The sequence below is a fragment of the Balneola sp. genome (assembly GCA_003712055.1).
Taxonomy (GTDB): Bacteria; Bacteroidota; Rhodothermia; order Balneolales; family Balneolaceae; genus RHLJ01.
In genome coordinates, this window is sequence record RHLJ01000002.1 from 71658 (window position 1) to 84162 (window position 12505).

A 12505-nucleotide genomic window follows, 5' to 3' on the forward strand; every position below is an offset into this window, starting at 1 on the left:
GCTGAAATCCTGAACAAAAGAAAAGAATGAATCAAGTAGAACAATCCCTTCCTCCTTTAACCCAGCTTACCGAAGATGAACAAATGCTCAAGGAAGCAGCGGCTGATTTTGCTAAGAGTTCTATTGTTCCATTAATACATGAAATGGATGAAAACGCAAAATTAGATTCGGGTTTAATTAAAGAGTTTTTTGAAATGGGTCTTATGGGGATTGAAATCCCTGAAAAATATTCCGGAGCTGGGGGAACTTTTATGATGTCCATAGTTGCCATCGAACAAATCTCCCGTGTAGATGGATCTGCGGGTGTATTTATGGATGTGCAAAACACCCTCGTTAATAATGCATTTATCCGCTATGGATCTGATGATATCAAGGAAAGATATCTTCCACAGCTAGCTACTGAGAAAGTTGGTGCTTATTGCTTATCCGAAGCTGGTTCTGGTAGTGATGCTTTTGCATTAAAAACTACCGCAAAAGAAACAGATAGCCATTTTATCCTTAACGGCTCTAAGCTTTGGATCACCAATGCTAATGAGGCAGATATCTTTTTAGTATTTGCCAATGTAAATCCTGAATTAGGGTATAAAGGTATTACAGCCTTTGTTGTAGAACGAGGAATGGAAGGCTTGTCCGTTTCTAAAAAAGAAAACAAGCTTGGTATAAGGGCTAGCTCTACTTGTGAGGTGTTACTGGAAGACTGTAAAGTTCCAAAAGAGAATATACTTGGGGAGTATGGTAAAGGATACAAAGTTGCCATTGAGACACTGAATGAAGGGCGAATTGGTATTGGTGCTCAAATGATTGGTATTGCCCAGGGAGCGTTTGACGCTACCATTGATTATGTGAAAGAAAGAAAGCAATTCGGCAAAGCTATTTCTGATTTTCAGGGAGTTCAATTCCAGCTTTCCAGAATGGCTACTGATATCGAAACCGCACGGTTACTCGTTTACAATGCAGGAAGAATTAAAGAATCTGGTCAACCGTTCCTTAAGGAAGCAGCTATGGCCAAGTTCTATTCTTCAGAGGTTGCAGAACGAGTTTCTTCCATGGCTGTCGATCTCTTCGGTGGTTATGGATACGTGAAAGAATATCCTGTCGAAAAATTTTACCGTGATGCAAAGATCGGTAAGATTTACGAAGGTACAACGAACATGCAGCTGAGCACTATTGCGAAGTTGCTACTTCGATGAGTGAGTGAGGAAGGGGGAGTTTCGGCTCCCCCTTTTTTATTTCGACTTGGCACATCTAAAGCCCAGATCCGATGCCCGAACATCATGCAGTGTGCCGGTTCTCCAATACGTTCTTGTTGTTGAAGTCAGTTCACCAAAACTCCCTCCTCTGATAATTCTGATCCCGTCTGTCTTATGGTTATGCAGTTGATCGGGCATACTATAGAATTGGTAAAACTCATCAACCCATTCAAATACATTACCGCTCATATCATAAAGCCCAATATCGTTTGGAAGACGTGATCCAACTCTAAAAGAAAAGTTAATATTCGAATCTCTTGTGATGGCATAATGCTTTAAAGAATCGACATTATTTGTACCAGCATATAATTGTTTTTTCCCAGCCGATCTGGCGGCGTACTCCCATTCTATTTCCGAGGGTAAGCGGTAGCCCAGGCTTTTACAAAAAGCTAAAGCCTCATCCCAGGTAATATTAACAACCGCTCGGTCCCCTCTTCCGTACCCTCCATCGTCAGGAAGAGTTAGACCTTTTGATTCGGCAAACTGGTCATATTTTTCGAATGTGATTTCATATCTGCTCAGGTAAAATGAACCTATGGTGACCTCATGAACGGGTAGTGCATCTGTATTTCGTTCTTCAATAACATCTCCCAGTATAAAAGATCCACCTTGTATATGAACCATTTCAGGTTGATAAGGCTTTGAGCTTTTTAGAAAGAGAGAACAGCTAGAGAGAAGGATAAGAATGGAGGAGAAAAGTAAGGGTCTAGGGTTCATTAAATACTAATTAGATAGTATTAGAATACGATTATTTTCATAAAGATGGAATGAAAGCTAAATTCAGATAGTTATAATCGAGTAAGAATATCATCTTAGATAAGCTAAGTAATTGATAAGTATGAGTATTTTGAATAAAGAAATTCTGGAACATTTAAGAGAACTTTCTAAGGATGAAAGTTCATTTTCCAATTTAAAGGAATTATTTGCCGAGTTAGAGAAAAAAGCGGTTAGTTATAAATTCCAGCTTGAGCTACTTGAAAACGCAATTCGCAACGATTACGATTCCATTCTTATCACGGAATTAGACCTTGAAAAGCCAGGTCCGAAAATTGTATATGTGAATGATGGTTTCACTGAAATGACTGGCTACCTTCCTGAGGAAGTAATAGGTAAAACTCCAAGAATACTTCAAGGTCCTAAAACCGATCGAGCTATCCTTGATCGACTCAAAAGAAGGTTAATCGAAGGTCAGGCGTTTTTTGGTCATAGCATTAATTATCGTAAAGATGGTACAGAGTTTATAAACCAATGGGATATTCATCCTCTATTCAATAAAGAAGGAGAAGTAACTCATTGGGTATCCTATCAAAGGGATGTAACGGAGAAAAAGGAAACAGCAAAAGCTATCTTCAATACAGATTTTGATGAATTACTTAGAAGAGCCGAAGAATTCACACTCAAGTTCTCCTATGCTGAAGATGGATTAACAATTACTTGTAAATACATTACTGAAGGTTTTGAAGACCTTACCGGACTTAACAAAGAAATCATTTTCAATGAAGGGATAAGTTCAGTTCTTCATGATGATGACAAGGATAAGATCTCTTCTGCACTAAAAAGAGCTTTTAATGGAGAATCACTCACTGAGTACTGTAGATACAGGACTTCTGAAGGCGAATATCTTCCTGTGCTTCAATCATTCAAACCAATAATGGATGATGATATCGGTGAAGTTGGTTCAGTTAAGTCTGTTGCTAAGCTAGAACTCAAAGAAAGCTAATCGGTTTTTTGAAATTTTTCAGCCCTAACTAGCAAGTTGGGGCTTTTTTATTTCTGTATATTTGGTTCATGAATATCATTGAGAAACAAGATCGCATTGCTAGGGAGTTCAACCTTTTTGAAGATTGGACAGAGCGATACAAGCATATCATAAAATTAGGTTCAAAACTTGAGCCATTACCTGAGAAAGACCACATTGATGAAAACCTGGTTAAGGGATGCCAAAGCAAAGTTTGGCTTACAGCTTCTCTTGAAGAAAATAAGGTTATTTTTAAAGCGGATAGTGATGCAGCAATCACGAAAGGCCTCGTTTCTTTAATGGTTCGTTTTTACTCGGGGCACACTCCGGATGAGATTATTCAAACAAATCCGGATTTTATTTCCAGGATTGGAATGGCTGAGCATCTTTCCCCTACGCGGGCAAATGGATTAGCTTCTATGGTTAAGCAGATGAAGATTTACGCTATGGCCTTTAAGACCAAGTTAGCGTCTTAAGAATTTCCAGATATTAAATTCTTCTTCATAATATCTTTCACACCTGGAGATACTGAGTCATCCAGATGATCAATTACCCCTTGTTGATCTTCTTTTGACCGATTCTGATTGAATTTGAATTTTCCTTCAATGGTTTTGATCTCAATTTCAATGCCTACAATAGCCTTAAGAAGACTTTCAAATTTGTGTTCACCCTCTTTTAGCGACCAATCGGTTTCTATTTGCGATTCATGATATTGGGTTAGCTGAGTAACCATATTGGCTAGTTCGTTGGTATCTTCGATTATTTTTGGAGTACCATAAATATGCACGGCCGAATAATTCCAGGTAGGTACGGTTTCTCTTTGTTTATACCATGACGGGCTGATGTAACCATGTGGTCCGTGGAACACGCAAAGTACTTCTCCCTCTTCATTTATTTCTGCCCAATGTTTATTAGCCCTAGCAAAGTGAGCAATCAGAGTACCTCTATCTCCACGTTTTCTATCCAATAGAAATGGCAGATGCGTGGCCTGGTCTTTGGCTTCATGGCTGCTAAACAAAATTCCAAAGTTGAATTCTTCTATAAAATCGAAAAGGATAGCCTCGTTTTCTTCCTTAAATGAGGAGGGTATGTACATAGTTGATCTTAGGTTTCTTTTTAAAATTAACTTCGTTTTATTTTTTGCTTACTCAAAATGTCCCGGATAGAAAAGTATCTTTGTTATCTAGGTGAACATTAATTCATACTAAGGAGATAACATGAATAAATATATGCTAATTCTTTTTGAGAGCGACAATGCCTATGATGACTTCTCACCTGAAGACATGCAAAAGGAAATTGAAGTACACGGACAATGGATACAAGAACTAGGAGATCGATATGATTCCGGTGAGCCACTTCATCCTGAAGCAAAAACCATTAGGGGAAAAGATAAAGTAGTTACTGATGGTCCTTTTATAGAAGCCAAAGAACTGGTAGGTGGTTTTTATCTAATCAATGCAGAAAGTTTGGATGAGGCTACCGAGATTGCAAAAGGATGCCCCATTTTAAGATTAGGTGGGAAAGTAGAAGTTCGTGAGATCATGAAGTTCTAGTGGAAAAAACAGAACCACATACCGCATCTAATATAGTAGAGCATCTTTTTCGGCATCAGTCGGGGAAGATGTCTGCTATTTTAACCCGCATTTTTGGATTTAAAAATGTTGATCTGATTGAAGATATAATCCAGGAGACTTTTCTGTCTGCTATTAAGACCTGGGGTCTTAAAGGAGAACCAGAAAACCCGGAGGCATGGTTAATGCTTGTTGCAAAGAATAAAATCATAAACGAGCTAAACAGGAAAAAAAGACATGCTGAAAAAAGAGAAAAGATACATTTTGAACAGGCTGAAGAAGAGATCGATGAGCTGTTTTTAGATCATGAGATTAAAGACAGTCAGTTAAGGCTATTATTTGCCTGTTGCCACCCGGATTTAAAACCCAAGGCTCAGATTATGCTTACACTCAAAGTAATGTCTGGTTTTGGGGATAAAGAAATAGCCAATGCATTGCTCATGCAACCAGAAGCTGTCAAGAAAACCATTTTTAGAGCAAAGCAGCAGTTAAAAGAAAAACATGATACGATCGGTATTCCTTTCTTATCAGCTGTTACTGGTCGGTTGGATATCGTACTTACCATCATTTATCTCATGTTTAACGAGGGGTATAAAACAACGAGAGGAGATCAGGTTATTAATGAAGAGTTGTGTTATGAAGCAATTCGACTAAGCCTTCTTTTGGTGGAGGTGAAGAATATTGATCAAGGTAAAATCTATGCGCTACTGTCATTAATGTACTTCAGTTTAGCTCGTTTTCCTTCAAGGGTGAATAGTCTTGGAGAAATGATAGAAATAGGTGAGCAAGACCGCTCCAAATGGGATCAGGAATTAATTGAAATGGGACTTCATTTTCTCAAAAAATCACGGCAAAGTTCTGAGTTAAGCAGGTATCATCTGGAATCCACAATAGCTTCTATACATTGTACAAGCGATTCGATGGAAACAACAGATTGGAATGTGATTTTATATTGCTATCAAAAACTTCTTGTCCTGAATGACTCTTTTGTAGTTCGGCTTAATCACGCAATTGCATTAAGTCGAGTTGAAGGGTTTCAGAAGGGTGTTGAGATACTTAAGCAAATGGAGGAGCACTCGAAGTCATCAAGGAGGTCTTTATTATATGCCGCAATAGCAGAAATGAATATGCAGCTTGGGAAATATGATATTGCCAAATCATATTATCAGGTTGCACTTGATCAATCGGATGTTAATTCTGATCGGGCTTTCATTGGAAAAAAAATCCTCGAATGTGATAAGAAAAACATTCAGAATAACTAAGTTATAAAAAAAAGAGAGCCACCCCTTTCACAGGGTAGCCCTCGCCAATAAACCTAACCAACTTTTCTGGGTATTTCGGGTGTTACAAAATGGCGCTATGGGCACCTTTTTTGTCTCTCTTTTTAAACGAGATTACTATGCATGTTTTGTCTTTCCCTATAATTTCGATAGATCCATGCAACTGGCGAATCAATACTGAGATCAATTCCGAAGCAAGCCTGTCTTCTTTTTTGTTCATGAAATCAAATAAGCTCCTTCCATAAGGCTCACAAATAGTGATTACAAACTGCTCTTCAAGTACACTTAGATTAAAAGTGACCGTATTGTTTGATCCGGGATTGGAATTTCCTCTTAATGCAATCAGGTTTGATATCTCATGGAGTAACATGCCGCATGGAACAGCCTGATTTACATTCAGCAAGATTGATTGGCTTGTTTCAGAAATAAATTCTAACTCGGAAGATTTAGAAAAGGAAGACGCCAGATCGGACACATATTTCTGAAAATCAATTCTTGTGAAATCCTCATTATCATATAGTAATTCATGGATTTTGGCTATGGAATGAATTCGGGATTGAGTAAGTGAAAGTTGTTGCTTTGCAACTTCATCTGAGGAGTAAAAATTCTCAAGGCTTATAAGACCTGAAATGATAGCCAGGTTATTTTTTACCCGGTGATGGATTTCCTGAAGAAGGATTTCATTTTCTTTAAGCTGATCTTCAATAACCTTTCGGGTATGATGCTGCTCCGAGTGATCAACATAAATACAGAATATCGAAGCAATTTCAGTTTCTGAGTCATTCCAAATTGGGAACATACTCATGATAACCGGAATTTGTTTTCCTGTTTTGGTATATCGGAACCCTTCGAGGCTTACTTCTTCTCCTGAAATAACTTTTTCTATGATCTGTTCAGCTTCAGTTATTTCAGTTTCGCTAACAATTAAATCAGGTAGATATTTGCCTTTAGTCTCGAAATCCTGGTACTCAAAAACAGTTTCAAAGCTTTTATTGGTTTCTTGAACCTTACCTTCTATATCTAACAAGGCAATAGCATTAGGGCTCGAATTGAAGAGCTTTCTAAAAAAGCGTTCCTGTTGTCGGATGGTAGTTAAGTCTCTGAAGCTAAGAATAGAGTGACTGGTTCCATCCTCTCCTTTAACAACTCTATTTTTTAGTTCGACTAAAACCTTCCGGCCGGTTTTAGAAATAAATTCAAACTCCCCATGGTAAAAGTTGTTCTTATCTCTTTTAGTAATTACTTCAATGACTTTGGGGTCAGTAGAATCAATTAGGAATTCCCTTTTTTGCCCAATTAATTCTTCAGCATTATAACCCAGCATTTTGCAAGCAGCGGGATTGGCATTGAAGATTTTACCATTTTGTTCAGCGATAATGATTCCATCCAAACTGTTTTTGAATTGATCTTTATACCTCTCTTCGCTTAGATGAAGGCGAACGTTACGATCTGTAAGATTACTTTTCGCTTCCATCTCATCACTGATATCTTCATTAACAAGTAGGAAATATTCCTTTTCTTCCAAAGCTGAAATAGTGAGGCAAAACCATTTTTGGCTATCAAGAGTAACCGGGTAAAGCACTTTAACTGACTCATTCTCACCCGTCAATACAGATTTATAGGCAATGATAAATCTAAGGGCATAATCGTTATTCATACTCAGTGGATATTGCAGAATGTTGAGTACATTCTCACCCAATAAAGGGAAGGCCCATTTTTCCTCAACAAGTTCTCTAAGAGAAGTCCACTTTGCATTATGAGCAACAATCTCACCTGACTCATTTACTATAGCTACCTGTCCTGGTAATGCGGAGAGAACCTGTTGGCTTACTGAATTAAGCTCGAGAGTACTGGAAAAATGATTAGAGCGTATCATGGTTGCATCGTTTTATTTTACGACACAAAATTACCGCTCTTATTTGCTCCAGATAACCCGTCAAATGCCTAATTTTAAAATTAGGCGTTTTCACCTATGTATCTAAATAGTCTTTAATAAAGGGAGTAGAATTGTTAGGGAAACTTGAATTAAAGGCTATTTAAAAAGCTCGTTTTCAAGAGCAAATTTCACCAAACCAGCTGTATTTTTAGCACCTATTTTCTGGAGCAGATTTCTTCTGTGAGCATCTACCGTTCTAACACTTATGAATAGTTTTTCTGCTATCTCTTGATTAGTGAATTCATCAACTATCAAGCGAAGAACATCTTTCTCTCTGTCAGTGATCTGCATACTTATGTCGGAAGCTTTTTTACTTAGTACGGGGTTTACCATATCTCTTAGAATAGATTGTGCTGCCTCTTCGCTAAAGTAATGACTGCCTTCTACGATTTTATGTATCGCAAGTATGAGTTCTTGCTGACTGGAACTTTTAAGGATATACCCAGAGGCTCCAACTTCAATCATCTTACGGATATGGTGTTGTTCATTCACCATCGTTAATGCAAGGATTTTAATATTTGGGTTGGTTTTTTTTATTTCTTGAGTAGCCTCGATGCCATCCATTATGGGCATATTTATATCCATAATAACAAGATCAATTTTATGCTCGGGGGCACTGATTTGTTGAATGGCTTCTTGCCCATTACCTGCTTCGCCTACAATAACTATATCAGGGTCATTAGCAAGGAGAGACTGTATTCCATCTCTTACAATTTTATGATCATCAACAATGAGTATGTGGATGTTAGCCATAGAATGTATTCGCTTATTAATTGCTGAGGGGGACACTCACAGAAATTAGCGTTCCTTTTTCCTTTCTTGTTTCGATATCAAAAATACCTCCCATAATAAAAACTCTGGTTTTGATACTCCTGAGCCCAAGCCCTGAGTTAAAGTCGGAACTCGAACCGTCGAAACCCACTCCATTATCTTCAATGGTCAGCATCAAATCAAATTTATCCTTTATTAACTGGATAGACACTTTAGTGGCGCCTGAGTGTTTTACAATATTGGCCAGGCATTCCTGAATGATTCGATAAATATTAATCTGCTTTTTCTGAGAAAGATCTTCCTTTTCTATGTTGCTGAAATAATTAACGTCGATTTCTGTATTACTTTCAATATCATTGACTAATTCCTTTGCCGCAATTGCAAGCCCATAATCCTCAATAACCTTTGGCATTAAATTATGGGATAGAGTCCTTGTTTCGACCATGGCTTGCTTTAGATAGGAAATGGCTTTATCGAATCGTTCGAAGTCTTCATTGCTAAATGTTTCCAGCTTATTTCGGAGAGAATCGAGGTTCATATAGGTGGCGGCTAAGTACTGGCCAATTCCATCATGTAATTCCTGCGCCAGTCTTATTCTTTCTCTGTTTTCTCCTTCAACAAAAGCAGAGAATACCTTTTCTTCCGCTTTTCGTTGGGCAGTAATATCTTTTATAGTAGCCATACGGTACTCTTGCCCAAAATAACTGATCTGAGCAGTGGTTACTTCAACATAGATCTCTTCACCCGACTTGGTAATGTTTCTCCATTCGGCTGTTGGAGCAGGTTTGCCATGGTATTTTTTTGCTCGTTCAATTACCCGTTCCATTTCCTCAGGTGGGTGTATATCAAACATAGATACACTTGTGATTTCGTCTTTCGAATACCCATATAGTTTTAGTGCTGCGTCATTCGCTTCAACAAATTTCAATGTGATTGGATCAAATATGGACTTGGGCATCGGGCTTTCATGGAAGAGTATCCTATACTTTTCCTCTGAGTCTCGAAGAGCAATTCGTTGGCTTATGTCATCAGAAATATTAACAAGAGCACCAACTAGTTCAATAGCCTTACCTTTAGTATCACGAATAAAGTATCCTTTATCCAATACATGAATGACGTCTCCATTAGGGTGTTGAATTCTGTATTGATAGTCCCAATGTGTACGCTTCGAATTTTTTTGCTTCTCAAAATATTCATCAAGATTTGCCAGATCTTCAGGATGTATTAAAGTTTTAAGCCATCCAAAATTATGCCCTATTTGTTCTGGCTTAAAACCAAAGTGAGTTTCCCATCCACGGCTCCACCAAACAGAATCGTTTATCAAATCCCATTCATAAAGCACATCGTTGGTAGATTTAGAGATAAGCTCGAATCGTTTCTGTTCCTTTGAAAGTGTGTCTTCAATTCTTTTCTGTTGTTCGAGGTCTATGCCAATCCCTACACTGATATTTTCGTTTAAGGCGACTCTCGCCCATCGCTGAGTTCGTTTGTTTCCTGATTTTGTAGAAACCTGAAATTCGCCCCATGTACCGTCAAATTTACTCGCTACAAGCTCTGCTTCTTTTCGTTCCTGTTCATCCTTTATGAATGTTTCGAGAATTGGAAGTCCGGAAACCTCCACATTCGTCCATCCTAGAATGCGTTCAAATTCATCATTAATTCGAACAGATTTATCGATCTTATTAAACATGATCAAAAGCACCGGAATAGAATTAAACATTCTTGAAAGGAGCTGGTTCGTTTCTTTCGGGTTGTACTCGATCATGATTAGAGATTTATTGCCGTTTAGCCTACAAAGAAACTATATCTGTTGCAACAGTATCTGTTTTAATAGTATATCGTTGACTTAAAAAGGAATTTTTGGAGGTATCAGTCATTTTAATCCAAGAACTTAGATTAATTCTATGTAAATAGGATTGTGGATAATCTTAAGCAGAAAGAGGGCTTAAAAGCCCTTTAAAGAGATATTTATTGAAAACTAAGTACTTGTGGATGTATATTTGGTAGTATAATTATGTAGTCTTTCTAAATAATAATGTGGAAAACTTGTTTTTTTTCCGCATACTTGGTGTTCGATTTTAATCATCTATAAATAAGGCTAAATAAATCCTATGGGGTTTAAATATGATCGGGATAACAAAAAAATGGCTGCTTACCATTTGGATTGCTATCTATGGAGTAGTAGCATATTCGCAGACCTTACCGGGGCAATCGGTAGCACCTGATATACAGGAGGAAGCGACCAAGTACGAGAGATACTATGAAGTAGTATTAGATAATGCTTTATCAGATTACTATAAAGCTGGTACTTTTATAGTAGATGTGAAAGCAACCTTAGAGCGTGTTTTGGTTCCAACAGGTTATGAAGTAGTAGAAGGGGAAGAAGCTATTCAAATCGAGAACCTTCCTGGATTACCTTTTATCCCGCCAAACCTCAGAGGATCCACACAACCAACTAGAGACAGTCTTAAAGCCTCAGGGTTTGATACAAGGTTTCGACTTACCAATCTCAATATCAAAGTACTTGTAGATACTTCATACAGCGATGAGGATGTAGAATTTGTAGAAGAAGCAGCATCCTTAATTTCAAACGCGGACCGTTTTAGAGGTGATATTGTTTCTGTTGAAAAGAAAGTATTTCCAAGAAATGCCAGGGCTATTGAACAGGATGAACAAAGAGCACCTCAAAATAATGCTCAGGATGATCAGGTGGAACGGATTCAGCCTCAAAATGAGGAAGAAACTCAGGAAGCAGAGAAAAGAATATTTTTAGGAATCGACTGGAATAATCCTGCCCATCTTATGTATGTAATTGCAGGCCTCGGAGTACTTCTTTTGATTGCATTACTATACGCAATTATGAAAAGTCCCAAAAAGGAGGAGCAGCCTCTCTATCCATATCCAATGTTTGATCCTGCTGGAATGCAACAAGCAACTGCAGAAGAAAAAGGGATTCCTACAGGGCCGGATGCAAAAACATTAGCCTCTTTCGAAGAGGACAAAACTTTTATCACAAATGCTGTAATTAGTAGCCCAAGAGTAGTTGCTGATTTAATTCAGCAGTGGATAGCCAGTGACGATGAACAAGGTGTAATTCGTTCAGTAAGAGGATTGACAAGTGTAGATGAAAAGCTTTTAAATGTGTTAGAACCACATCTTGAGGTGGATACATTTGAAACGCTACGATTTGCCTCCGTGAATCTGGACGCAATTCCTATTGATGAGCGGATTGAAGAAGTAAAGAATTTTCGTAGAAGTGTACAGCAAATTAAAGTGGCTCAGGATTCTTCCGATTCAGGATCAAACTTATTCGACTTCGTATACCAGCTGACAGATCAACAACTTCTTCATTTAATGAAAGAAGAATCAGATGAAATGGTAGCAATACTATTGGCTCAGGTTGCAGGTGAAAGAGCTGGAGCAATTCTTCAAAAGCTTGATGATCAAAAGAGGATTTCCATTCTCCTGAAGATGGGTAAGATCAATAATATTCCTATTTCGGTGTACAAGAAAGTAGCTTCTCACTTCTCCAATAAAGCATTATCTGTATCAGATATGAAGTACGTAGCTGCGGATGGTGTTGATAGCATACTTACTACCATTGAAACATTGCCTCTTTCCGAGCAAGACAATTATGTGCGTTCGATAGCTGAGCAGGATCTCAATCTGGCCAAGAGGATCAAAAAGTTCTTCATTGGTTTTGATGATTTACCAAAAGTGAAAGACGAATTTGTACAGGGAGCTTTGGAAGAAGTTCCTACAGAAACTATCATATTAGCACTTAGAACTGCTCCAGCTGCTGTACGAGAAAAAGTATTACGAGTGAGACCGAAACGGGAGCAGCAGCTTATTCTTTCTGAAATACAAAACCCAACCGAGGCAACTACAAGAGAAATTGAGGATGCTCAAAAAGTAGTGTTGTATTCAGTTCGGCGTAAAATGAAAACAGAGGGGTAGGT

11 protein-coding genes are annotated in these 12505 nt (G+C 38.0%); 6 read left to right on the top strand and 5 right to left on the bottom strand.

Annotated features, from left to right (window positions below; all coding sequences use genetic code 11):
• The first annotated feature begins 26 nt into the window (after positions 1–26).
• Entirely contained in the window at positions 27–1190 is a 1164-nt protein-coding gene (locus ED557_05265; protein ID RNC84396.1) for an acyl-CoA dehydrogenase, read from the top strand.
• A 36-nt stretch (positions 1191–1226) separates the two neighbouring features.
• Here ED557_05265 and ED557_05270 read toward each other — a convergent pair whose 3' ends face one another.
• Positions 1227–1874, bottom strand: a complete 648-nt coding sequence (locus ED557_05270; protein ID RNC84793.1) for a hypothetical protein — start codon at positions 1872–1874, stop codon at positions 1227–1229.
• Positions 1875–2088: 214 nt separating this feature from the next.
• On the opposite strand from ED557_05270, the gene ED557_05275 reads away from it, so the two are divergent.
• Complete coding sequence (locus ED557_05275; GenBank protein ID RNC84397.1) at positions 2089–2970, top strand: PAS domain S-box protein; 882 nt, start codon at positions 2089–2091, stop codon at positions 2968–2970.
• Positions 2971–3038: 68 nt separating this feature from the next.
• Positions 3039–3464 (top strand): SufE family protein, encoded by a 426-nt coding sequence (locus tag ED557_05280; protein ID RNC84398.1) that lies wholly within the window; start codon positions 3039–3041, stop codon positions 3462–3464.
• Here ED557_05280 and ED557_05285 read toward each other — a convergent pair.
• On the bottom strand, positions 3461–4084 hold the full coding sequence (locus ED557_05285; GenBank protein RNC84399.1) for an FMN-binding negative transcriptional regulator: 624 nt from the start codon (positions 4082–4084) through the stop codon (positions 3461–3463). The genes ED557_05280 and ED557_05285 overlap by 4 nt on opposite strands.
• A gap of 121 nt (positions 4085–4205) precedes the next feature.
• On the opposite strand from ED557_05285, the gene ED557_05290 reads away from it, so the two are divergent.
• Positions 4206–4541 carry a hypothetical protein gene (locus tag ED557_05290; protein ID RNC84400.1) on the top strand — a complete coding sequence of 112 codons (336 nt, stop codon included), beginning with the start codon at positions 4206–4208 and terminating at the stop codon, positions 4539–4541.
• Complete coding sequence (locus ED557_05295; protein RNC84401.1) at positions 4541–5821, top strand: sigma-70 family RNA polymerase sigma factor; 1281 nt, start codon at positions 4541–4543, stop codon at positions 5819–5821. Before ED557_05290 ends, ED557_05295 begins: the two co-directional genes overlap by 1 nt.
• An 82-nt stretch (positions 5822–5903) precedes the next feature.
• Here the strand turns inward: ED557_05295 and ED557_05300 are convergent, their stop codons facing one another.
• The 3 genes from ED557_05300 to ED557_05310 all read right to left on the bottom strand — a co-directional run bounded on the left by ED557_05300 (position 5904) and on the right by ED557_05310 (position 10311).
• Positions 5904–7715, bottom strand: a complete 1812-nt coding sequence (locus ED557_05300) for a PAS domain S-box protein (protein ID RNC84402.1) — start codon at positions 7713–7715, stop codon at positions 5904–5906.
• 156 nt (positions 7716–7871) lie between these two features.
• Complete coding sequence (locus tag ED557_05305; protein ID RNC84403.1) at positions 7872–8528, bottom strand: DNA-binding response regulator; 657 nt, start codon at positions 8526–8528, stop codon at positions 7872–7874.
• A gap of 16 nt (positions 8529–8544) precedes the next feature.
• Positions 8545–10311, bottom strand: coding sequence for a PAS domain S-box protein (locus tag ED557_05310; GenBank protein RNC84404.1), 1767 nt, complete (start codon positions 10309–10311; stop codon positions 8545–8547).
• 359 nt (positions 10312–10670) lie between these two features.
• Between ED557_05310 and ED557_05315 the strand changes: the two genes are divergently transcribed.
• Positions 10671–12503, top strand: coding sequence for a hypothetical protein (locus ED557_05315; protein RNC84405.1), 1833 nt, complete (start codon positions 10671–10673; stop codon positions 12501–12503).
• Positions 12504–12505 lie beyond the last annotated feature (2 nt).

Coding starts and splice junctions, on each gene's coding strand:
- ED557_05265 (RNC84396.1), top strand. CDS start 27: ATGAATCAAGTAGAACAATCCCTTCCTCCTTTAACCCAGCTTACCGAA.
- ED557_05270 (RNC84793.1), bottom strand. CDS start 1,874: ATGGTTCATATACAAGGTGGATCTTTTATACTGGGAGATGTTATTGAA.
- ED557_05275 (RNC84397.1), top strand. CDS start 2,089: ATGAGTATTTTGAATAAAGAAATTCTGGAACATTTAAGAGAACTTTCT.
- ED557_05280 (RNC84398.1), top strand. CDS start 3,039: ATGAATATCATTGAGAAACAAGATCGCATTGCTAGGGAGTTCAACCTT.
- ED557_05285 (RNC84399.1), bottom strand. CDS start 4,084: ATGTACATACCCTCCTCATTTAAGGAAGAAAACGAGGCTATCCTTTTC.
- ED557_05290 (RNC84400.1), top strand. CDS start 4,206: ATGAATAAATATATGCTAATTCTTTTTGAGAGCGACAATGCCTATGAT.
- ED557_05300 (RNC84402.1), bottom strand. CDS start 7,715: ATGATACGCTCTAATCATTTTTCCAGTACTCTCGAGCTTAATTCAGTA.
- ED557_05305 (RNC84403.1), bottom strand. CDS start 8,528: ATGGCTAACATCCACATACTCATTGTTGATGATCATAAAATTGTAAGA.
- ED557_05310 (RNC84404.1), bottom strand. CDS start 10,311: ATGATCGAGTACAACCCGAAAGAAACGAACCAGCTCCTTTCAAGAATG.
- ED557_05315 (RNC84405.1), top strand. CDS start 10,671: ATGATCGGGATAACAAAAAAATGGCTGCTTACCATTTGGATTGCTATC.